We start from the raw sequence: 19,741 nt of genomic DNA on the forward strand, positions 1-19,741 counted from the left end.
CATTGATTTTCCGGGCAGGGCGCAGAAAATTCAGTCATGAAGTTTTCCGCCGTTGCCCTGGTTATCCTTACCCTTTCTTCGTTACTTCACGCTCAGCGCTTTGAGGAAGCGCTGCTTGGACGGTGGGTGGTCGAGTTTCAGGAGCCGCCGGAGAAGAAGATCGTGCAGGAGCAACTGCGTTCGCTGAACTTGGGCTATCTCATGTCACGCATTGATTTACCGGAGCTGGATCCGTTGATCATTACGATCTCGCGCAACAAGTTCCTGATTCAGGCCCATAACCAATTGTTGGAAGAGTATAACTGCGTGCTCGAAGATGGCCGGATCGTGATCCTTGATCGGCAAGAAAAGTTGTCACCCGTGCCGCGTGAGTATGTCTACAAGCTCGAGGGAAATAAGCTGCTGCTGATGGGCACGCTCAATAAGATCAACAATATCCCGGTCACGCTGAAGTTGCGACGGGTTATGGCGATTCCGACTTACGGAGATGGTTCGCGTGGCTGGATGTCGCGTCAGGGCTTTCTGGATGTTGGCAAGGCGACACGCTTTACGGGGGAGCAGGTAACCATTGACCGAAAGGAGAAAAAGCCGATCATCGTGAGCATTGGCCAACTGATGCCATTGGATCAGATTTCCTTGCACGAACCCGAGCTCGTGACGCCAGACCGCATTCAACCGACCTTCGAGGAGGAAAAACAGCGCTTCATTGGCCTGCCATACCCAATCATGGAAAGCGAGGTTGAGACCATCACGCCCATGTATTTCACGAAGGAGTATTTTTTTGATGAAGACCAGATGGACGAGGGCTATTTACTGACGATCTATAATACGGAGGAGGGCGTGATTAAGTTTCGCGCGCATGGCAGCGGCGGCGGCTCCAGTCGCGGCGCCTTGAACATCCGCTACATGAAGGACCGTAAGGACTACGACCGCATGATCGTCTGGGTCAACGATGAGGAAATTTTTGAGCGACCGATGGATGAAGTGGAGCAAGAGCAGACTGCCGCTCAGCAGACGTCGACAAATACGACGACTGATGTTTCAACAGAAAACGAAGCTGACCCGGCCATGAGTGAGATGATGTAGGCAACTTTGGTTTTAAGGCAGAAGCTGTGTGAGCATTGCGAAATTGGCTAACTGTGCTAAGCTACTTCGGTTTATGTCGATAGGACGTCGGGCGGAGATAATTTTCATCAAAACGTTAATTGTGTGAAAAGAATTCATACTGCGTGACGCCGCTTGCCGTCTGTCCGGAAACCGTTAATTTCCTAACTTTTCCCTGCAACCAAAAGTCCGCTTTTTATATCATGAGCACCGTTACCGAACTACCCGAATACATTGACGGCCTGCCCAACGTGGCTGGCTCCGAATCCTTGATCGAAGAGACCATCGCCGAAGCGGCGAAGAGCTCCCCCTACGCGGGCGACAACTCGATCAACTTCGACAACATCAAAGCCGCTGCGGCCATCGCGCTGCACCAGCACCAACCGCTGATCCCCCAGCGCACGGGCAACCTGCAAACCGCCCCCCTCATCAGCAACCTCCGCCACATGCGCGAGCACCCCAGCGAGGGCGACAACCACAACTGGCAAGCCTTCGCCTGGTGCTACAAGCGCATGGGCGAATTTGTTCCCGAGCTCGTGGGCGCCGGCAAGGAGCCGCGCTGCATGCTGGAATACTCCGGCACGCTGTTCCACGGCCTGCGCGACATGGGGCTCAACGACGTCATCGAGTCTCTCCAGGGCATCACGATGAACCCCGACTACTGGCGCTGCGTTGAGTGGCTCGGCATGCCGTGGGGCCACGCCGTGGCGCCGTCGACTCCCGTTCAGGACTACCGCCTGCACGTGAAGGCGTTCCAACAGCACTTTGCCTCGATCTTCGGCTTGGAAGCCCTTGGCCGCGTCCGTGGTTTCTCTCCTTCGGAAATGGCGCTGCCGAATCAGCCTGACGTGGCTTACGAATTTGTGAAGACCCTCGTGGACTGCGGTTTCGAGTGGGTCCTCGTCCAAGAGCACACCATCGAGCTGCCCGAGACTGGCCATGGCCCGCAAGCCCGCCACCTCCCGCACCGTTTGGTCGTCCGCAACAGCAATGGCGACGAAGCCAGCATCATCGCGATCATTAAGACGCAGGGCAGCGACACCAAGCTCGTCGCCCAGATGCAGCCTTACTACGAAGCGCAGAGCCTCGACCGCTGGGAGCTCGCCGGCAAACAGGTCCCGCCGATCGTTACGCAAATTGCCGACGGCGAAAACGGCGGCGTGATGATGAATGAATTCCCGGGCAAGTTTAAGGAAGTCGTCCACAACGCCTCCCACACCAACACCCCGCTGATGAACGTGTCCGAATACCTGGACAAGCTCTTCGCGATGGGCATCAAGGTCACCGACTTCCCGGTCTGCCAGCCCGTCCACCAAAAGAAGATCTGGGACAAGGTGAAGCCCGGCTGCGGCCCCAAGAAGCTCGAAAAGGCGATTGAAGACTGCAAGGCCGAGGATCACCAGTTCCACATGGACGGCGGTTCCTGGACGGACAACATCTCCTGGGTCAACGGCTACGACAACGTGCTCGGGCCGATGGAAGAAGCCAGCTCCATCTTCCACGAGAAGGTGCTCAAGCCCGGCATGCCGACCGATGAAACCCGCTACCGCAACGCCCTGTTCCACCTCATGAGCTCGCAGACCAGCTGCTACCGCTACTGGGGTCAAGGCGAGTGGACGGATTTCGGCCGCGAGATCTGCCGCCGCGTCGGCGCCATTGTCGAAAGCGATTACTAAGATCGAGCCAGAACACGCTTTCCAACATTACGATGCGCGGTTTCAACAATCGCGCATTTTTTGTGCACAGGTCGTTGGCGGCGTTAGAGCACTTTTCATCTAGATTGGCCGAATTAAGTGGGGATCAGTTAGATGAAAACACTCCCTAGGGCTTGGGATTGGCGACCCATTCACCAATGCGCTTGTTCATGTCCACCCAGACAAATTTCCAATTATCTTTGCCATTGGCTTGATTGGGAATCTGCTGGCGATACTGCGCCCACATGTCTTCGACGAAAGGATCGGCAGTCCGTTTGCCGGGCATCCACTGTGGCATGGCATAGGCGTTGTCTGCGCTCATCCAGTAGTCCACGTAATCAAAGAACGCGTCGTGATTCCATTGCTCCTTGGCTCCCATGAGCAACGCCGATAACGCCGTGCCGACATAAGTCGATGCGTTGATGAGGCAGTAGCCGTTGGAGCGTTGGTCCGCCTTGCTCCACTCACTCTCTGGTTTCTCCTGGTAGGGTGGCTTGGGGCCAGTGTGCCAGCACATTTGCCAGAGGACATCCTGACCGTCAGCTCCGTGACCATAATAGGTGTCGAGATCTTCCTGAAATGGTATCTTTGGCTGCGGGCAAGCGGAACTGGGTTGCAGCCGCTTGTCGTCAGCGGGCATCAATGGCCAATCCGCGATTGACGGCTCATCGAGCATGATGCTGGTAAATAAAATGGGCCACTTGCGGCCTTGCCACCAGCCTCCATCGGAGAAGAAAATTTTGCCGCTGTCGATGACCCCACGCAAATCGATGCCCCACTGAATGATCTCGTAGAGCAGCTTTTCTTTTTGCTCACGCGGGGCGGCGGTCATGAGCATCAGCGTGGCGATGTTGCCCATTCGGCTGACTTCGCGTCCGTAGCCATTACCATTGAGGGATGGGCCAAAATACTGGATCAACCAGCTACTGGGAATTTCCAGCCATGGGCGTTCATGGACGCGTTCGTAAGTTTCCCAACTGGGCATCGTGTTCGGCGCGGGAAGGTTGGGCAGCATATCCCACTGTAAATTGCGCGCGTAATAAACTGGGCGTTCGCTGCCAGCGTAAGGTGGACGAAAGGCGTCTTTGGCTGGCGGCTGCGCCACGCAGGTGAGCAGGGCGGCGGATTCCACCACGAAATCGCCCTTGGGCTTTGTATAGAAAATCTTTTGCTGCCCGAGCATGTTCGGGGTGACGAGTTTGCCCTCCGCATTGTATTGTTCGCTGCTGACTGAAGAGAGAAGCATGTCGCTGGGCTTCAACTGCAGGGGAAACTCTACGCTCAAATCTTCCTGGTAACTCTTTGAACGCGAGTCCAGGCCTTGCTTACCCAAAGATTCCGAAATGCCGGGGTTAAGCATCGAGCCATTGCGCATGCGCTTGTCGTCCAAATTGGCTGTCGCGCCATAAATGCTTTTGCTGCTGTCCTTGGCGTCAGAGGTCGACTTGCCAGGCTCCGGGCTGACCCTGACTACCGTTGCTGGACCAACGACCCAGTAATCGCCAGACACGAATTGACCGACTTCATAGGGCTTGTCGAAGGTCCAGGTAATGCCGTACTGGCTGACTTCTTTGGCCATTTCGGCGGGTAATGTTGAGGCCAGTCCTAAGCTGGCAATGAGCAACAGGGGGATGCGGGGGATGCTTAACATAATGAGTTAGGTGGGATATCACTTCGTGACGCTTCAGGTCGATACTATTCGAAAAATTTCCTAACATGATTTGTGCGGGCATCAAAAAAGCCCCGGCCGCAAACGACCGGGGACTTTGAAAACTTTGCTTAGGCAGCCTTACTTGCCGAGCGCAGCCTGAGCGGCGGCGAGGCGGGCGACCGGCACGCGTGGCGGCGAGCAGGACACGTAGTTGAGGCCGACCTTGTGGCAGAACTTCACTGAGTTCGGCTCACCACCGTGCTCACCGCAGATGCCGAGCTTGATGTCGGGGCGGGTGGAGCGGCCCTTTTCGACGCCCATCTGGACGAGCTGGCCAACGCCAGTCTGGTCGATCGAGTCGAATGGGTTTTGCGGCAGGATGTCGAGCTCCTTGTAGTCCGGGAGGAACGTGCCGACGTCGTCACGGCTCATGCCGAGCGTGGTCTGGGTCAGGTCGTTCGTGCCGAAGCTGAAGAACTCAGCGGTCTCAGCGATTTGGTCTGCAGTCAGGGCTGCGCGTGGGATTTCGATCATGGTGCCGACCATGTACGGAATCTTCACACCCTTCTTTTCCTGGACCTCTGCGGCGACGCGGTGGACGACTTCAACCTGCAGGTCGAGCTCCTTCTTGAAGCCAACGAGCGGGATCATGATTTCCGGGGAAACCTTGATCTTCTTCTTGGCGGTCAAGCAAGCTGCGGCTGCTTCGAAGATCGCGCGGGCCTGCATCTCGGTGATTTCCGGATAGGTGATGCCGAGGCGGCAGCCACGGTGACCCAGCATTGGGTTTTGCTCGTGCAGGGCCTTGACGCGGTCGCTGATGAATTCCGGCGTGACGTTGAGTGCTTCCGCGATGGCGCGGCGGCTGGAGTCGTCGTGCGGGAGGAACTCATGCAGGGGCGGGTCGAGGAGACGCACGGTAACCGGGCGGCCTTCCATAGCCTTGAAGAGACCCTTGAAGTCGTTGCGCTGGAACTTAAGAAGCTTCTTAAGCGCCTTGCGACGACCGTCTTCGTCGGTGGCGAGGATCATCTCACGCATGAACGTGATGCGGTCGCCTTCGAAGAACATGTGCTCGGTGCGGCAAAGGCCGATGCCTTCAGCGCCGAAAGCAACTGCTTGCTTCGATTGCGCCGGGGTGTCGGCATTGGTGCGGACGCCCATGGTGCGGTACTTGTCCGCCCACTTCATGACCTGGTCGAACATCTTGAAGGTGTAGCTCTTGGCGGGCTTCAGCTTGCCATTGAACACCTGGGAGACTTCGGAAGGAGCGGTCGCCATGGCGCCGGCGTAGATTTCACCAGTGGTGCCATCGATCGAGATGAAGTCGCCTTCACGCAGGATGGTCTTGCCGACGGTGAGCGTCTTCTTGCCGTAGTCGATAACGACTTCATTCGCGCCGCAGACGCAAACCTTACCCATCTGACGGGCAACGAGCGCAGCGTGCGAGGAAACACCACCACGGCTGGTCAGGATGCCTTCAGCGGCGATCATGCCGCGGAGGTCTTCCGGGGAAGTTTCCACGCGGCAGAGGACGACCTTGTTACCCTTGGCAACCTGTGCTTCAGCTGCGGCTGCGGAGTAAACAATGTGACCGGCGGCAGCGCCAGGGCCTGCGGGCAGACCAGTGGTCAGCGGCTTGGCTTTCTTCAGCTCGGCGGTGTCGAAGATCGGCACGAGGAGGCTGGAGATCGAGTCAGCCGGAATGCGCTTAACCGCAGTGGCGTCGTCGATGAGCTTTTCCTTGACCATTTCGTAAGCGATGCGAACAGCGGCGAGGCCGGTGCGCTTACCGTTACGGGTCTGGAGCATGTAAAGCTTGTTGTCTTCAACGGTGAACTCGAAGTCCTGCATGTCGGTGAAGTGCTGCTCGAGCTTGGCGCGAACTTCTTCGAGTTCAGCGTGGGCTGCAGGCATTTCTTCAGCGAGCTTGGCGATTTCGTGCGGGGTGCGAACACCGGCCACGACGTCTTCACCCTGAGCGTTGATGAGGTATTCGCCGTAGAATACGTTCTCACCATTGGCCGGGTCACGGGTGAAGGCCACACCGGTAGCGGAGGTGTCACCCATGTTGCCGAAGACCATGGTCTGAACGTTAACTGCGGTGCCCCACTCAGCCGGGATGCCGTACTTCTGACGGTAGAGGATCGCGCGCTCGTTCTGCCAAGAGGAGAACACGGCGCCGACTGCGCCCCAGAGCTGTTCGTAAACGTCCTGCGGGAAGGAGGAGTTGGTGAACTTCTTGATGAGGGCCTGGTAGCGCTTAATGAGTTCCTTGAGGTTCTCAGCGGTCAGGTCGGTGTCGTTTTCAACGCCGAGTTCCTTCTTGAGGCCATGGAGAACTTCTTCGAAAGGCTCGTGTGCGTCTTCGTCGTCGACTTGCACACCCATCACCACGTCACCATACATTTGGATGAAGCGGCGGTAGCAGTCGTATGCGAAGCGTTCGTTGCCGGACTTTTCGGCGAGGGCAACAACGGTCTTGTCGTTCAAGCCGAGGTTGAGGATGGTGTCCATCATACCGGGCATCGACTCACGGGCGCCGGAGCGCACGCCGAAGAGGAGCGGGTTTTCTTCGTCGCCGAAAACCTTCTTGGTCTGCTTCTCGATGTTAGCGACCGCAGCCTTTACTTCGGCTTCGAGGGTCTTCGGGTAGGACAGCTTGTTGTCGTAGAAATACGTGCAAACTTCCGTGGTGATGGTGAAGCCCGGGGGAACGGGCAGCTTGATGCGCGCCATTTCAGCAAGGTTAGCGCCCTTACCGCCGAGCAGCTCCTTCATCTTGGAATTGCCCTGAGTTTTTCTTCCGAACTCGTAGACGTATTGTACCGCCTTTGCTGCGGTCTTCTTCGCGACCTTTTTCTTCGCGGCTTTTTTCGCCTTCTTCGTTTTTGTTGCCATCCTGTGTGATGATATATGGGTTTACTTTTGTGCGAATTTCCTCCGCTGTATCGCTTGTAACGAGGCGGAAAAGACGTGACACAAAAGCGGTTTTCCAAACCCTGTCAACGATTTGCCGCGTAAGCAGGCACTAAACATTGATTCTGTAACGCTGGACAACGAACGCTTCGAAGCCTTATTAGCATTTTTGCATTTAAATGAAAATCACGCTCCGTCAGGCAAAGCCGAGTGACGTGGACTGGCTTGAGCCGTTCTACGAATCTCTGATGCGCCCTTATGTTGAACTCACTCACCAATGGGATGATTCCGTTTTTCGGGCTAGGTTTCAGCCAGAATACACATCGATTATCCAACTGCGCGGCAAGGACATCGGCATGTTTAAAGTCGAGCCGTGTGAGGAATATTTATTTTTGGGCGACATTCAAATCGACTCGGAGCACCAGGGGCAGGGTATTGGCTCGGCGCTGATAGCAGACTTGTGCGACGCCGCCCAGCAAGCCAATCTGCCGATCCGCTTAAGGGTTATGAATGGCAACCCTGCGAGGCAATTTTATGAGCGCCGCGGTTTCCGCAAAATTTCTGATCTCGAAAACTGCGTTGAAATGGAATGGCGCGCGCCTAGCCGACCACGCAAAAAATAATTGATATGAGCGACGACCTCATTTCACCCGAAGACGATGCAGCCCCTGCCGAAGAGACGGGGATCATGGGTTTTTGGGATCACGTTGAGGAGTTGCGCTGGGTGTTGATTAAAAGCCTGGGGGTGTTGATGGCGGCCTGCGCTCTGGTATTGGTTTTTGGCGTCAAGTTTGCCGATGTGCTGCAATGGCCGCTTCTGCAGGCCTTTGATATGTTGGGCGAGCCAGACCGCGTGCCAGAGCTGCGCACGGATGGCCCCATGAATGTTTTCACCTTCATTCTGCAATTGGCGTTTTTCGGCGGGACGGCGCTTTCGCTGCCATTTGTTTTATACTTTGCCGTGGGCTTCATTGCCCCAGGGTTAACGGATAAGGAGCGGGGCGTGCTCAAGCCGGTGTGCCTGGCGATACTGTTGTTGTTTATCTCCGGCTGCGCTCTGGGTTTCTTCCTGCTGTTGCCGTTTTATTTGTTTGTGTCCTTGAGCTTTGAGCAGGCTTTCAACTTTGCCTCGTTGTGGACGCCGGTGAAGTATTACGGCTTGGTGGTGTGGACGACGCTTGGCCTGGGCGCGCTGTTTCAATCGCCGTTGGTGATCATCTTGCTCATCTACCTGGATATCGTGTCCGTCGAACGACTGCGGGCGGGACGTCGTTACGCGATGTTCATCATTGTGGTCATCTCGGCGTTGATTACCCCGGGGGGGGATCCGCTAACGCTGTTGGTGACCGCCCTGCCGTTGTGGGGACTTTACGAAGGATCGCTGCTCGTCGGCGCCCGTCTGCGCCAACGCAAGGTCATCGAGGAGGAAGAGGCCAACGAAGAGTGGCGGTAAAGCGGGTCCGCTCGGTCCGAACCGGTCATCCAATAATAAAGCGAAAAGGCTGCTTAGGGGTGGGACTGCTTAGGAAGTTTGATTACCTGCGCGTCTTCGACATTGCCATAAATCACGTATTTATCGTCGGGTGAATAGGACCATTGCGGCAGGTTGGCGGCATTGCACTCTTCGGCTGTGGCTGGCACGTAGTATGGATCTGAGTAGGTGCTATCGAGAAAGATAATGGCTTCTGAATTGCGCACTTCGTCGAAAATTCTCTGCATGGACTCGTCGTAGTAGGGGTTGGTTTTACCCGTTGTGTAAATCACGCTTCCAGGTAGGTGTTTGGACTGAAGGCCAAGTCCGAAAAATAGCAGTTCAGTGCGATTGGTGTAGATGGTGCGTCCATCATCCCGGCTTGCCAACATACGCTTTTCAATCTCCTCGTTATCTAGAGAAACTTTGATAATTCCCATCCCGTCCTGCCAGCGATCCATGTAGAATGGCATGGCGTTGGTGACGAAGCGTCCCCCGAATATCAGAAAGACGAGCGCCAGGGCGATGCGGCCTTTTCGTTTATCCAGCGGAAGGAGTTTCGCGACGTAGAAAACCATCAGGAAGACCGTTGCCCAAATAACTGGGCTGAGGATGCGGTAGCTCAGCAGGGTCGCGTGATCCAGAAACGTAAGTGAGAAGGCAATAAAAGCCATGTAGGCCAAACTTAGCCCGGAGACATAGGCAGGTATGAAATGCTGGAAGCGCGCTGCTCGGGCTTGCTCTCCATCGGCGCCTTTGGTCTTAAAGATCCTGTAGACCTCCCAGCAGAAAACGGCCAGTAGCGTCAGGATAACCAGAACGCCCAAAATTTGGCTGCCCGTGTAGATGGTGGAGCCGAGGGTGCGGAAGGCGCTTTGCAGCTTTTCGGTGGGTATCGGGTGCCAGGAAATCGAACGGGCCCCGCCGGATTGACCGAGTATTCGCCAGCCAGCAAACCAGGCAAACAGCGGCGCATACGACACCGCCCCCAGCAGGGCGCAGTTAAACAGCCGCTTGATGATTTTTTCCCGGTCGGGGTAAAACAATATGAAGGGGACCGAGGCCACCGCAAAGATAACTGCCGCATAGCGCGTAATGCTCGCGAGCCCGAAAAAGACGCCACAGAGGATGAGCAAGCTCAGTCTTGGTTTTTGTCGCCATGCAGCAAAGCAAAGGCCGCCTGCCAGGATAAACACCAAGCACGTTGTCTCACTCATGGCCAGGGCGCCAAAGGTGATAAACACAAACTGAGCCAGCATGCCTAAAATGCCGAGCGCGATAAGCCCGGCAGACTGATAGGCTCTGCTCATTGCGCAAAAGGTCAATGCGCCCACCAAACCAAAGGTCAAAGCGGCGACGATTCGTGGGGCGACTTTGAGGGTGTCTGTTTGGAGCGCATAAGCGGTCGATGCAATCAGCGCGGGATACAGGGGGGGGTAGTGCGTGGAGTATTGGCCCGTCAGGTCTTTATAGGCGAGCTCATCCTTGATGTTGCCAGCGAGGGAGAGATAGCTCTTGGAGTCGGGGTAGTAGCCTATTCCGCTCGGAGCCGTCATGGCCCAAATCAGGGCCGCTGAGGCAAGGCCAACGACGAGCAGGGCCCATATACTTGAATGTATCGGTTTTGAGGTCATCATTTGCAGTGGGGCATTTTCTCCGCCCAGAGTAGTCTTTTCATCGCCTAGTCTCGATACTCGGAAACATGGCTGTGGAGACATCCAAAGCAAACCTATTTACCGGCGCATCGGGCCCAGGCTGGCTGCATGGCCAGGTGGAAATGAACTGGCAATGAAGTCACCTGGTAACTATCGAAGAATGATGCGCCCCAGTCGTGTTTCAGTTTTGTGCGCCGCGGATGCGTTCTCCACGAGTTCTCTCAGTTATGGGTAAAGCGGTCCGGCAGACATCCTCTGGCGCTCGCATGCGGGATTGGACCAAGCTTAGCACCGAGCTCATTTGGGCGTATGAAGGCGTGCTCAAGTCCAGTTATGTTAAGCTGCCCCGTGACATCGAGCCCGGCACGCCCATTTACTTCATTGAGAAAGGTTCGCTTACCCTCGAAACAGAGAGCGGCGAACTCAAAATCCCGGAGGGGCATTGGGTGATCATTACCCAGAAGCTGAAGCGGCGGGATTTTTCTCTGGGGGCCAAAATCATTTCGATCCGCTTTCACTTGGTCCGACCCGATGGGCGCTCTTTCTTTGACGAAGGGTTCCCGCAAACTTTTGCCCATGAGGCGAACCCTGAACTCTACGAGCGCACGCGGCCTTTGCTGGAGATCATTCACGCTTCGATCCCAGAAGCCTACACCGACTTGTGGAGCCAATGGAGTGACCTCGATAGCTACTTGATGATTCAAGAGGCGTTCTATGCCTGGCTGCGTTGCCTGATCCGGATATGCCAGAGTTTGGATCGGGCGCTGAACCCATACGAGGGGTTGGATGATCGCATGCAAATGGCTTTGGCGCATTTGGATGAATTGCCTCTCGATGCGGAATTGACGGAGGCAAGCCTCGCACGGCGAGTGGGATTGAGCGTGAGCCAGCTTAACCGCTTATTCAATGCGCAGCTTGGCGAATCACCAAAGCAATACTGGGACGGCCGCCGCTTTAACGCCGCCATTACACAGTTGTCCAGTTCGGCAACGCCCATCAAGCAGCTTGCGCAGGAGCTCGGGTTTCGCTCGCAGAATTATTTTGCGCGTTGGTTTCGCAAGCGCGCGGGATTAACTCCCAGCGAATACCGCGCGAAGTATTCGTCGCCTTGGCAGCGGTACTGACCGCTCTGAAAGGGCGTCCCCAAAAATCGGATGATCCGCAGGGGAGGGGGGGGGGTAAACCTGCCTAAAGTTGATATCAAAGAACACTGCCGTAACCGCCCGCTCGCCGGGACGAGGCGCAGGTGGGGCGCAGGCGGCTCAGGGGCCGCCGGCCGGAGCGACGGGTAGCTCCGTCACTCGCACGTCGACACTGCGTTGGCCAGGCTGGCATAGGGCGTCGTGCGTGGCGCATTTCCAGAGAGCGTTTGGGCGTCGTCTGACTGGTTGTTTACACCAAGCCAATCAGCGAATGGGCCCCGCTCCCCGGCGCGACCACACACGCGGCCCGAATGGCCCCGCATGGCGTCGACTGGGATACCTCAGCCAACGCGCCGTTGGATCCTGAGTTTGCCGCAATGCGGCAAAGGCGAAATTGATGGGAGTGTGGTGCATGGTAAAGTCAGTTTGAAAGTGTCTAGATGGATAGGTTGGGGGGGGGGAGTTAGTAATGTGGGGAAGGTGGGTAGTGTGGGGAAGGTGAGTAATGTGGGTAGTGTGGGTAATGTTGGGGAGTGGCTGCGCTGACGTAGCACAGGCGTCTCGCCTGTGTCCCGATTCCCAACTGACTGAATACACAGGCGGGGCGCCTATCTTACGGTCATGTGCATGTGGGGTAGAGCACAGGCGGGACGCCTATGCTACGAGGATGAGCAACGCCTGATGGGGTGATCAATAACACACTAAACATTAAAGCCGCCGCGCCAAACAAAAAGTGAACGTGCGAGCATTTTATTAGTGAGTGTCTCTTACTAATAATCCGCCTTGGGAACCAACGACTTACACACGCGAAGTGGACGTTTGAGAGGAGATTATGTATCCATTTTTGCGCAAATAGTGCTAGCTGATGGTCTTGTTTGTTCATTTGCCAGTGGCAGAATGGGATGCGTTTAACCTTAACCTCTCCGGATTATGACGAGTTCAAAGAAACCCCAGTTTGCACGGTTGGCGATGACCAGTGAGGATCGTGCAACCAAGACATTCGTGGAAAGCGCAAAGACTGGCTGGTGGGTTGCGCCCTGCCGACTCATCGGCTGTCTCTTGTTGAGTTTGCTGATGACGGCAACCGCCACGCATGCGGATCGCGTTGAACGACCGAACATCCTGATCATTCTCGCGGATGACCTCGGCTACGAGACCCTCGGGTGTTACGGCGGTTTGGATTACGAGACGCCCGAACTGGATCGAATGGCTGACGAGGGGCTGCGGTTTTCGCGCGCCTACGTCCAGCCAGCCTGCACGCCGACGCGAGTGAGCCTGCACACCGGCTTGTATGCGGCCGACCACGGGCATACGGCGGTCTTATCCGTTCACACGGGGACTTCGGATAAAGTTGATTTCGACGCGATGCCCACCTTTGCGCAGCTCTTTCAGGCCGATGGATACCAGACTTCCACTACGGGTAAATGGCAGCTTGCGACCTTGACCGAGCACCCGGACCACATTGCCAATGCCGGGTTCGACTCGTGGTGCGTCTGGCAAATCTGGGACGGCGCCGCCAAAACCGAGCGCTATTGGGGGCCTTATTTGAACCGGGATGGCGTGGTGATGACCGGCCTGGAAGACCGCTTCGGTCCTGATGTTTTGAAGGACTATGTGAAGGAGCGCATGGCGACGGCGACGGCGGCTGAGGAGCCGTTTTTAATCATCCACAATGAAATGCTCCCGCATACGCCGCTCACTCCAACGCCCGATCACCGCAAGGCGTCGCTGGGCAACATGATTCACTACATGGACAAGTTGGTGGGCGAACTGCTCGATGAAGTCGTGGCGCTCGGCATACGCGACAACACCTATGTGATCTTCATTGGCGACAACGGCACGGATACCGGCGTGACGCGTCATACGGCGGCTGGCGAGGTGAATGGCGGTAAGCGTGATTTGAGCGACAGTGGGACGCATGCGCCGTTCATCGTTTGGGGGCCGCCTGCGGTTCACCAGGGCGTTAACGATGACTTGATTCACATCGCCGATGTTTTCCCCACCGTCTGTTCTTTGGCGGGCGTGGCAATCCCGGACGCGATCGAATACCGTGGCGTAAGCTTTGCGCCGCAGCTTGAGGGGCGCGCCGGTTCGCCGCGTGAATGGGTTCCGGGCGGCTACCGGGGCTTTACTGTCTTTGACGGGCAGTGGCGGCTCAACCATGACGGCTCGCTTTACGATGCGCGCAATCTGCCAGCCGAACCGGAGGTCACTGAGCCAACGCCCGAAAGCGAAGCGGCGCGTGAGAAACTGCAACGGATTCTCGACCAGGTCTTGGGCGGCCAGGCGTGAGCGGGAAAGGGGCGCTTGATGAAACACTACCTCGGGCTCGTGCGGCATTCAAATTTCTGACGAACAATGCGCAGTCACCCCGGCAGGGAAATGTTGATTTTTACGCGGGGCTGCATTGTGTTTGGCTGTCTGCATGATGCCGGAATCGAAAAGTGCGTGGCGTGAGTGGCTACTGGCGGCTTACTTGCGCCATAAATATTGCCAGCGATTTTACTCGATTCGCGTGGGTGGGTTTTCTGGCTGGGGAGATTGGCTGATGTCGGACGAGCCGTTTCCGCTAGTGCTATATGGCAGCCATCAAACTTGGTGGGATGGCCTCATGGATTTTTCCCTGACGCGGCGTTTTCAGATGGATCAGCGTCTCATGATGGACGCGCAAAACCTGGCGAAGTTTTCGTTTTTCCAGCGGTGTGGCGTCTTTGGCGTAACACTCGATTCGCAGCGTGATCGAGCCGAAGGTTTGTTGCATGCCGTGAGCTTATTGCGTGAGCCCTCGGAGCGACGCTGTCTGATCATTTACCCTCAGGGAAGACTCTCTGCGGACTGGGAGGAAGCGCCATTTGAAGGCGGTTTGGAGGCCATTCTCAAGCGTGCGCCGGAGGCGACGGCGTTGCCGGTTTGGCGTCACTTCCACCACGGGAAGCATGAACTGCCGGAGGTGGGAATCCAGCTTGGCGCGCCAATACCTGGCAGTGAGCAGCCCACCACACAGGTGTTGGAAAATGCCCTGAATGTAACGAAAATGGCGCTTTTTGAGCGCCTGAAAAGTGACGCCGGAGGCGATGCACTCTACCTTTCCAAGCGAGTAAAAGCCTTACGTGGAGAGACTTAAGGGGCGAGGGGAACTTGCTTGAATGTGATTGAGGATTTTTCTTTACGTTTTATGGGGTTCTCGCGATGATCATCGATCCAACTCGTATCATTCACCCATGGCCGAAAAATCAACTTTAGTTGAAAAATTGCCGCCGATCGCCAAGGGCGATAGTCCTGCGGTAGTTTCAACTCCTACACCTGCGCCCACTCCGGCTGCCAAACCCGCTGCAACAGTATCGGCGGTTAAACCGTCTCCACAGCCTGCTGCTAAGGCTGAGGTGAAAACTACCACGAAGGCTGAGACCAAGGTCGCGGCTCAGGAACCCGCCGCAGAAAAGAAAGACGAAGTGACTGCGGTGGCTGCAGTTGAGGAAACGCCGCCGCCGCCGAGCGTCAACTCGACCGCGCTGACGCATGCCACTTATTATTCCTTTCTGGGGGATGCGATTATCTGGGGCTGCCTGGGATTATTTCTGTTCGGCAAAGCATTTAAGGATAAGGCCAAGGTGCGCTTCGTTTCCATGGCTACCTATGGCGGCCTGCTGGTCGCCGTGGGATTCATGTTCTTCGTGTTGAGCAAGAGCTACGCAGCCTTCATCCGAGGCGAGGCGGCCGAGCCCGGTCTGGGCTTGCGCGGCTTCTGTTGGGCGGTGTTTGCGCCTGTCCTGTTCTACGTGCTGTCGCGGATTATCAAAGTGCCGGCTCAAGACAAAAAGCTGTACCTCACGATGTTTGGCTTAGGTTCCGGCATTTTCTTTTTCATTGGCTTGTCCCACCTGTTCAGTGGGCGGATGGAGCAACTGGGCTTGTCCGTGTTCCCATTTCTGTTTTCGGCAAGCTTGACCATGCTGCTTTTCATGACGCTGGGGCAGGGCGCGAGCGCGCTGCGCGGCAAACTCAAGCAAGGCGTGCAGGTCATTGTATTCATGATCATTGGCGGCTGGTTCCTGTATCCGGTGATCAACCTGCTTTCGCACCTGACCGGCAACATGACGATCTTCAGCCTCGCGCTGAACCTCCTCGATTTCGTTCTGCTCAGCGGCATTACCTACGGCTTGTGGGAGTCCGTCTCCACGCGCACGGATCGCATCTTGTTCAAGCCGTCGTTTGGTAAGGCCAAAAATGCGCCCAAGTCGCCGGTTGCGGCAGGCTCGGAGGCTGCTGAGGACGAGCCGGATCTGGTGGTGACCCGCGCCGATAAGCCTGCGCCGCCTTCGGCGAAACCATCTTTCAAACGCCCGAAGCGTCCGTCTGAAATTTCCAATAATTAGCCTGCGAAGGGTTGACCCGTTGGATTGCATCGCCGTAATGGCGAGGCATGGCAAGTGATGTTTTTCAAGGGCGCACGGCGCTGATCTTGGGTTGTGGCTATGTCGGCGTCGCCGTCGGTCAGGCGTTGGCTGAGGCGGGCGCCACAGTCGATGCGTTAACCCGCAATGCCGAGCGTGCGCAGGAAGCAGCCAGCTTTGCCCGCAAGGTCATTCGCTGTGACCTCGATTCCGCCGAATGGCACAACCAGGTCGCCTCGCATTACGACTTCGTGCTCAACTGCGTAAGCTCCGGCGGCAATGGCATGGAGGGCTATCGCAAGAGCTACATCGGCGGCATGGAGTCGATCATTGCCTGGGCGAAAAGCGCGACGATCGGGACCTACGCCTACACCAGCGCGACCAGTGTTTACCCGCACAGCGATGGCCGCATCGTGACCGAAGAGGACGTCCCGGCTGACCTCACCGCGAATGGCGACGTCCTGCGCGAAGCCGAGGAATTAATTGAAAATGCGCCCGCCAATTCGTGGGACCGCGCCTTCATTCTGCGCCTGGGCGCCATCTATGGCCCAACGCGCCACCACTTGCTCGACGCCCTCAAGCGGGGCACGACCACCTTCCCCGGCGAAGGTGGTTTTTACCTGAATTACATCCATCTGGATGACATCGTCAGCTCGGTGCTAGCGGCTTTTGCGTCAACGGATTCCACTGGCGGCGCGTTCAATGTGGTCGACGGCGATTACCCGACCAAGGCCGATGTGGTGGAGTGGCTCGCTGAGCAAATCGGCGCACCGAAGCCAGTCTTTGATCCCAACGCTCAAGGCCGTCGCGGCCCGATGCGCACCAACGCCCAAGGCAGCCTGCCGAACCGTCGCGTGTCCAACGAAAAGCTCCGCCGCGAGCTGGGCTGGGCGCCGAAGTATCCGGATTTTCGGGCCGGTTACGCGGGGTTGTTGTAAGCTTGTAGCATGGGCGTTCCGCCTGTGCCTCAATCGACGATATAAAAGTTATGGTTCGGGCACAGGCGAGACGCTTATGCTACCGCCGCCGCTGCCCCGCGATTTCCGCACTGCGGAAATTAACCGGTCCAGCAGGATGCTGGCTTGACTCAGGGCGCGGTTCGCAAACGCTAGGTGATTATGGCCGGAGTCGGTAAACTTTTAAAACAAGCACAGAAAATGCAGCGCAAAATTGAAGCGTTGCAGGAAGAACTCGCACAAACCGAGCTGGACGTGTCCAGCGGCGGTGGCGCGATCCAGATCAAGATCAATGGCGCGGGCGAGTTCCAGTCCATCAAGCTCGATCCGGAGTTCCTCAAGGAGGACGCTGAATTCGTCGAAGAGACGCTGCTCGAAGCCGTCAAGGAAGCCGCCGCCAAGTCGAAGGCTTACAACGAAGAAAAGATGGGCGACGCCACTGCGGGATTCCAATTCCCGGGGATGATGTAGCGCCTGCGCCGTGCGCCAACTGCTTATCTTGTGTCGCCGGCATTTGAGAAAGTCCACCAACTGCTGAAGCAGTTGCCCGGTCTGGGGCACCGCTCCGCTGAGCGCGTGGCGATGCACCTCATTGTCGAAAAGCCTGAGCGCCTGCAACCGCTATGCGAGGCGCTGCAGGAGGCTGCCGAGAAGCTGCATCGCTGCCCGGTCACGGGTAACCTGACCGAAGGCGAACTCTGCGAAATCTACGCGGACATCACGCGCCGCAGGGAGATTGTGTGCATCGTGGAAACCGTTCCCGACCTCATGGCGATCGAGCGTTCGGGCGCCTATCGCGGCGTTTACCACGTGCTGCATGGCAAGCTGTCGCCCCTGCACGGCATTGGGCCGAGTGACCTGAATTTCGCGCCGTTGACCAAGCGTATTGAGTCAGGCGAGGTCAGCGAAATCATCCTCGCACTGTCCAATGACATCGAGGGCGAGGCGACCTGCCACTACATTCAGGACGAGCTGCTGCTCGGGCGCGACGACATCTCGATCAGCCGCATTGGTTTCGGCCTGCCCAGCGGCGGTGGGATTGTTTTTGCCGACGCCGCCACGCTGCGCAACGCCCTTGAAGGGCGGAAAAAATTTTAGCCGCCATGCGTCCCGAGCATCATTTGGCGGAATCCGAGCCCTATCATGATGCCTTGTATCGGTGCCTCAATGACTGGGGCTTGAGCGAAGCCAAGGCCGAGCTCTTGCGGCACGGCGTGAACCATGTGTTCGCCACGCAGTCGCTGCGCGGAGAGCCGGTCATTGTGCGCGTGAGTGACGGCGCCCATCGTCCCCGGCATGAGCTGGAGGCCGAATTAATGTGGCTAAATTGGTTGATCGAGCATGAATGCGTCGTCACCAGGCCTATTCCGTCGCAGCAGGGCGTCTGGATCGAGACGACGGCAAACGGCGCGGGTGAATTCCACGTTTCCTGCTTTGAGCGTTTCCCGGGACATCCGCCCAATCCGGGCAATCCAGCGGAATGGAACGGCCAGTTTTTTCATGATTTGGGGTGTTCGCTGGGGCGCATTCACCGCGTGACGGATCAATTTTCGCTGCCCCCCGACCGCCAACGTCAGTTCTGGTGGGAAACGGAAATGCACAACTTCCCGGCAGACGTTTCGCCTTACGATCCAGCCACAGTTGAGGCGATGCGGCGCTTTTTGGCAGACTTTAAAAATCGGCCACAGACGCCGCGTTGCTTCGGGCTGATTCACCACGATATCCACGGCGGCAATTTGTTGTTCGATCAAGGACAGGTGGAGATCATCGATTTTGACCTAGCTTGCTATGGCTGGCGGATGACGGATTTTGCCGTCCTGCTTTACAGTCACTATTCGTTTCTATCGTGGAAACATGCGGAAGCCACGCCGACAGGGATTGGCCGGGTCGTGGATGCGCTGACGGCGGGCTACCGGGAGGAATACACCCTCGACGATGCGCAACTGGCGATGCTGCCCGACCTCATGCGCCTGCGTGAAACCTTGTGCTACATTATCATGCGCCCCGCGATGGACTATTGGCAAACCGCATGCGGCAAGCCAGTCGTGACGATTGCCGAAAGCATGGCGCACATCGAAGCTCGCTGGCGGGACGGCGCGCCATTTGAGATCACCGGCATTCCGGGGCGTTAGAGATAACATGAAGTTGCCGGGTTGAGCAAGTGCTGGACCCGGCAACTTCATGTTATCTCTAGCCATTCTTTCAGGCGACCACCTGAGAGTTGACCGCTGTGCGACCAAGGATGGCGTCGATCTTGGCGCCGAACTCACGCGCGATCAGTGGCTTGCTGAAATAGAGATCCAGGCCGGTCAGCTCCGGTGTGATCTCGTATTTTCGCCAGTCCATGACGCCGCAGCCGACGATGCACAACTCGCGGTTGAGCTGGCCGACGTGTCCGTTGCGAATTTCATGGGCGATGGTGTGCTTGTCGATGCCCGACATCTCGATGTCAAGGACCACGAGGTCGTATCGACAGTTTCTCAGCTTCTGATAGGTTTCGGTCGCATCGGAGGCCTCATCGGTGATGTATTCTCGTCGGCGAAGGATGTATTTGACTAGCAAACGCGCGTCGCGCCTGCCGTCCGCGATAAGGGCGTGAGGCGACTTTATTTGAGTAGGTGACTGGCGCATCATACCCATTACTTCGCTTTTTCCCCCAATAATGCGCCAAGTCTCGGGTGTAGGGCGAATAGGCAAAAGCGCCTATTTTTTGAGCTTTAGAGCATTCTAAAATGCCCAGATTGCCTTAATTTTT

The 19,741-nt window shown here is 56.8% G+C and carries 17 protein-coding genes; 12 read left to right on the forward strand and 5 right to left on the reverse strand.

Annotated features, from left to right (window positions below; translation table 11 throughout):
• Positions 1-36 precede the first annotated feature (36 nt).
• The gene (locus RBB63_RS07850) at positions 37-1,086 is read left to right on the forward strand and encodes a hypothetical protein (RefSeq protein ID WP_309382842.1); all 1,050 of its coding nucleotides are present in this window, start codon (positions 37-39) and stop codon (positions 1,084-1,086) included.
• A 221-nt stretch (positions 1,087-1,307) separates the two neighbouring features.
• Entirely contained in the window at positions 1,308-2,780 is a 1,473-nt protein-coding gene (locus RBB63_RS07855) for a hypothetical protein (protein WP_309382844.1), read from the forward strand.
• A gap of 145 nt (positions 2,781-2,925) precedes the next feature.
• Here RBB63_RS07855 and RBB63_RS07860 read toward each other — a convergent pair whose 3' ends face one another.
• Together RBB63_RS07860 and ppdK are read right to left on the reverse strand one after the other, a co-directional pair.
• A complete protein-coding gene (locus tag RBB63_RS07860) occupies positions 2,926-4,449 on the reverse strand; it encodes a hypothetical protein (RefSeq protein WP_309382846.1) in 1,524 nt (507 codons plus the stop codon).
• Positions 4,450-4,587: 138 nt separating this feature from the next.
• On the reverse strand, positions 4,588-7,350 hold the full coding sequence (ppdK, locus tag RBB63_RS07865; protein ID WP_309382847.1) for a pyruvate, phosphate dikinase: 2,763 nt from the start codon (positions 7,348-7,350) through the stop codon (positions 4,588-4,590).
• Positions 7,351-7,547: 197 nt separating this feature from the next.
• Between ppdK and RBB63_RS07870 the strand changes: the two genes are divergently transcribed.
• Positions 7,548-7,991 (forward strand): GNAT family N-acetyltransferase, encoded by a 444-nt coding sequence (locus tag RBB63_RS07870; protein ID WP_309382849.1) that lies wholly within the window; start codon positions 7,548-7,550, stop codon positions 7,989-7,991.
• A gap of 5 nt (positions 7,992-7,996) precedes the next feature.
• Complete coding sequence (gene tatC / locus RBB63_RS07875; protein WP_309382851.1) at positions 7,997-8,821, forward strand: twin-arginine translocase subunit TatC; 825 nt, start codon at positions 7,997-7,999, stop codon at positions 8,819-8,821.
• A gap of 53 nt (positions 8,822-8,874) precedes the next feature.
• On the opposite strand, the gene RBB63_RS07880 is transcribed toward tatC, so the two are convergent.
• Complete coding sequence (locus RBB63_RS07880) at positions 8,875-10,476, reverse strand: ArnT family glycosyltransferase (RefSeq protein ID WP_309382853.1); 1,602 nt, start codon at positions 10,474-10,476, stop codon at positions 8,875-8,877.
• 245 nt (positions 10,477-10,721) lie between these two features.
• On the opposite strand from RBB63_RS07880, the gene RBB63_RS07885 reads away from it, so the two are divergent.
• The gene (locus RBB63_RS07885) at positions 10,722-11,618 is read left to right on the forward strand and encodes a helix-turn-helix domain-containing protein (RefSeq protein ID WP_309382855.1); all 897 of its coding nucleotides are present in this window, start codon (positions 10,722-10,724) and stop codon (positions 11,616-11,618) included.
• A 173-nt stretch (positions 11,619-11,791) separates the two neighbouring features.
• Here RBB63_RS07885 and RBB63_RS07890 read toward each other — a convergent pair whose 3' ends face one another.
• Entirely contained in the window at positions 11,792-11,959 is a 168-nt protein-coding gene (locus RBB63_RS07890; protein WP_309382857.1) for a hypothetical protein, read from the reverse strand.
• A 607-nt stretch (positions 11,960-12,566) separates the two neighbouring features.
• Here RBB63_RS07890 and RBB63_RS07895 point away from each other — a divergent pair.
• The 7 genes from RBB63_RS07895 (at position 12,567) to RBB63_RS07925 (ending at position 19,118) form a co-directional block, all read left to right on the forward strand.
• Positions 12,567-13,928 carry a sulfatase-like hydrolase/transferase gene (locus RBB63_RS07895; RefSeq protein ID WP_309382858.1) on the forward strand — a complete coding sequence of 454 codons (1,362 nt, stop codon included), beginning with the start codon at positions 12,567-12,569 and terminating at the stop codon, positions 13,926-13,928.
• Between the two features lie 133 nt (positions 13,929-14,061).
• Positions 14,062-14,760 (forward strand): lysophospholipid acyltransferase family protein, encoded by a 699-nt coding sequence (locus tag RBB63_RS07900; protein ID WP_309382860.1) that lies wholly within the window; start codon positions 14,062-14,064, stop codon positions 14,758-14,760.
• 259 nt (positions 14,761-15,019) lie between these two features.
• On the forward strand, positions 15,020-16,012 hold the full coding sequence (locus RBB63_RS07905; RefSeq protein WP_309382862.1) for a hypothetical protein: 993 nt from the start codon (positions 15,020-15,022) through the stop codon (positions 16,010-16,012).
• A 47-nt stretch (positions 16,013-16,059) separates the two neighbouring features.
• On the forward strand, positions 16,060-16,968 hold the full coding sequence (locus RBB63_RS07910; protein ID WP_309382864.1) for an NAD-dependent epimerase/dehydratase family protein: 909 nt from the start codon (positions 16,060-16,062) through the stop codon (positions 16,966-16,968).
• A 180-nt stretch (positions 16,969-17,148) separates the two neighbouring features.
• On the forward strand, positions 17,149-17,457 hold the full coding sequence (locus RBB63_RS07915; RefSeq protein ID WP_309382866.1) for a YbaB/EbfC family nucleoid-associated protein: 309 nt from the start codon (positions 17,149-17,151) through the stop codon (positions 17,455-17,457).
• 30 nt (positions 17,458-17,487) lie between these two features.
• Positions 17,488-18,084, forward strand: a complete 597-nt coding sequence (gene recR / locus RBB63_RS07920; protein ID WP_309382868.1) for a recombination mediator RecR — start codon at positions 17,488-17,490, stop codon at positions 18,082-18,084.
• Between the two features lie 5 nt (positions 18,085-18,089).
• Positions 18,090-19,118, forward strand: a complete 1,029-nt coding sequence (locus tag RBB63_RS07925; RefSeq protein WP_309382870.1) for a phosphotransferase enzyme family protein — start codon at positions 18,090-18,092, stop codon at positions 19,116-19,118.
• 70 nt (positions 19,119-19,188) lie between these two features.
• On the opposite strand, the gene RBB63_RS07930 is transcribed toward RBB63_RS07925, so the two are convergent.
• A complete protein-coding gene (locus RBB63_RS07930) occupies positions 19,189-19,683 on the reverse strand; it encodes a response regulator (protein WP_309382872.1) in 495 nt (164 codons plus the stop codon).
• Between the last annotated feature and the right edge of the window lie 58 nt (positions 19,684-19,741).

It is taken from the genome of Cerasicoccus frondis, from assembly GCA_031296915.1.
Lineage (GTDB): Bacteria > Verrucomicrobiota > Verrucomicrobiia > Opitutales > Cerasicoccaceae > Cerasicoccus > Cerasicoccus frondis.

Excerpts from the sequence above, each read along its gene's own strand:
- tatC (WP_309382851.1), top strand. The coding sequence starts at position 7,997 with ATGAGCGACGACCTCATTTCACCCGAAGACGATGCAGCCCCTGCCGAA.
- RBB63_RS07915 (WP_309382866.1), top strand. The coding sequence starts at position 17,149 with ATGGCCGGAGTCGGTAAACTTTTAAAACAAGCACAGAAAATGCAGCGC.
- RBB63_RS07890 (WP_309382857.1), bottom strand. The coding sequence starts at position 11,959 with ATGCGGGGCCATTCGGGCCGCGTGTGTGGTCGCGCCGGGGAGCGGGGC.
- RBB63_RS07850 (WP_309382842.1), top strand. The coding sequence starts at position 37 with ATGAAGTTTTCCGCCGTTGCCCTGGTTATCCTTACCCTTTCTTCGTTA.
- RBB63_RS07880 (WP_309382853.1), bottom strand. The coding sequence starts at position 10,476 with ATGATGACCTCAAAACCGATACATTCAAGTATATGGGCCCTGCTCGTC.
- RBB63_RS07870 (WP_309382849.1), top strand. The coding sequence starts at position 7,548 with ATGAAAATCACGCTCCGTCAGGCAAAGCCGAGTGACGTGGACTGGCTT.
- RBB63_RS07860 (WP_309382846.1), bottom strand. The coding sequence starts at position 4,449 with ATGTTAAGCATCCCCCGCATCCCCCTGTTGCTCATTGCCAGCTTAGGA.
- RBB63_RS07895 (WP_309382858.1), top strand. The coding sequence starts at position 12,567 with ATGACGAGTTCAAAGAAACCCCAGTTTGCACGGTTGGCGATGACCAGT.
- ppdK (WP_309382847.1), bottom strand. The coding sequence starts at position 7,350 with ATGGCAACAAAAACGAAGAAGGCGAAAAAAGCCGCGAAGAAAAAGGTC.
- RBB63_RS07855 (WP_309382844.1), top strand. The coding sequence starts at position 1,308 with ATGAGCACCGTTACCGAACTACCCGAATACATTGACGGCCTGCCCAAC.
- RBB63_RS07910 (WP_309382864.1), top strand. The coding sequence starts at position 16,060 with ATGGCAAGTGATGTTTTTCAAGGGCGCACGGCGCTGATCTTGGGTTGT.
- RBB63_RS07885 (WP_309382855.1), top strand. The coding sequence starts at position 10,722 with ATGGGTAAAGCGGTCCGGCAGACATCCTCTGGCGCTCGCATGCGGGAT.
- RBB63_RS07925 (WP_309382870.1), top strand. The coding sequence starts at position 18,090 with ATGCGTCCCGAGCATCATTTGGCGGAATCCGAGCCCTATCATGATGCC.
- RBB63_RS07900 (WP_309382860.1), top strand. The coding sequence starts at position 14,062 with ATGATGCCGGAATCGAAAAGTGCGTGGCGTGAGTGGCTACTGGCGGCT.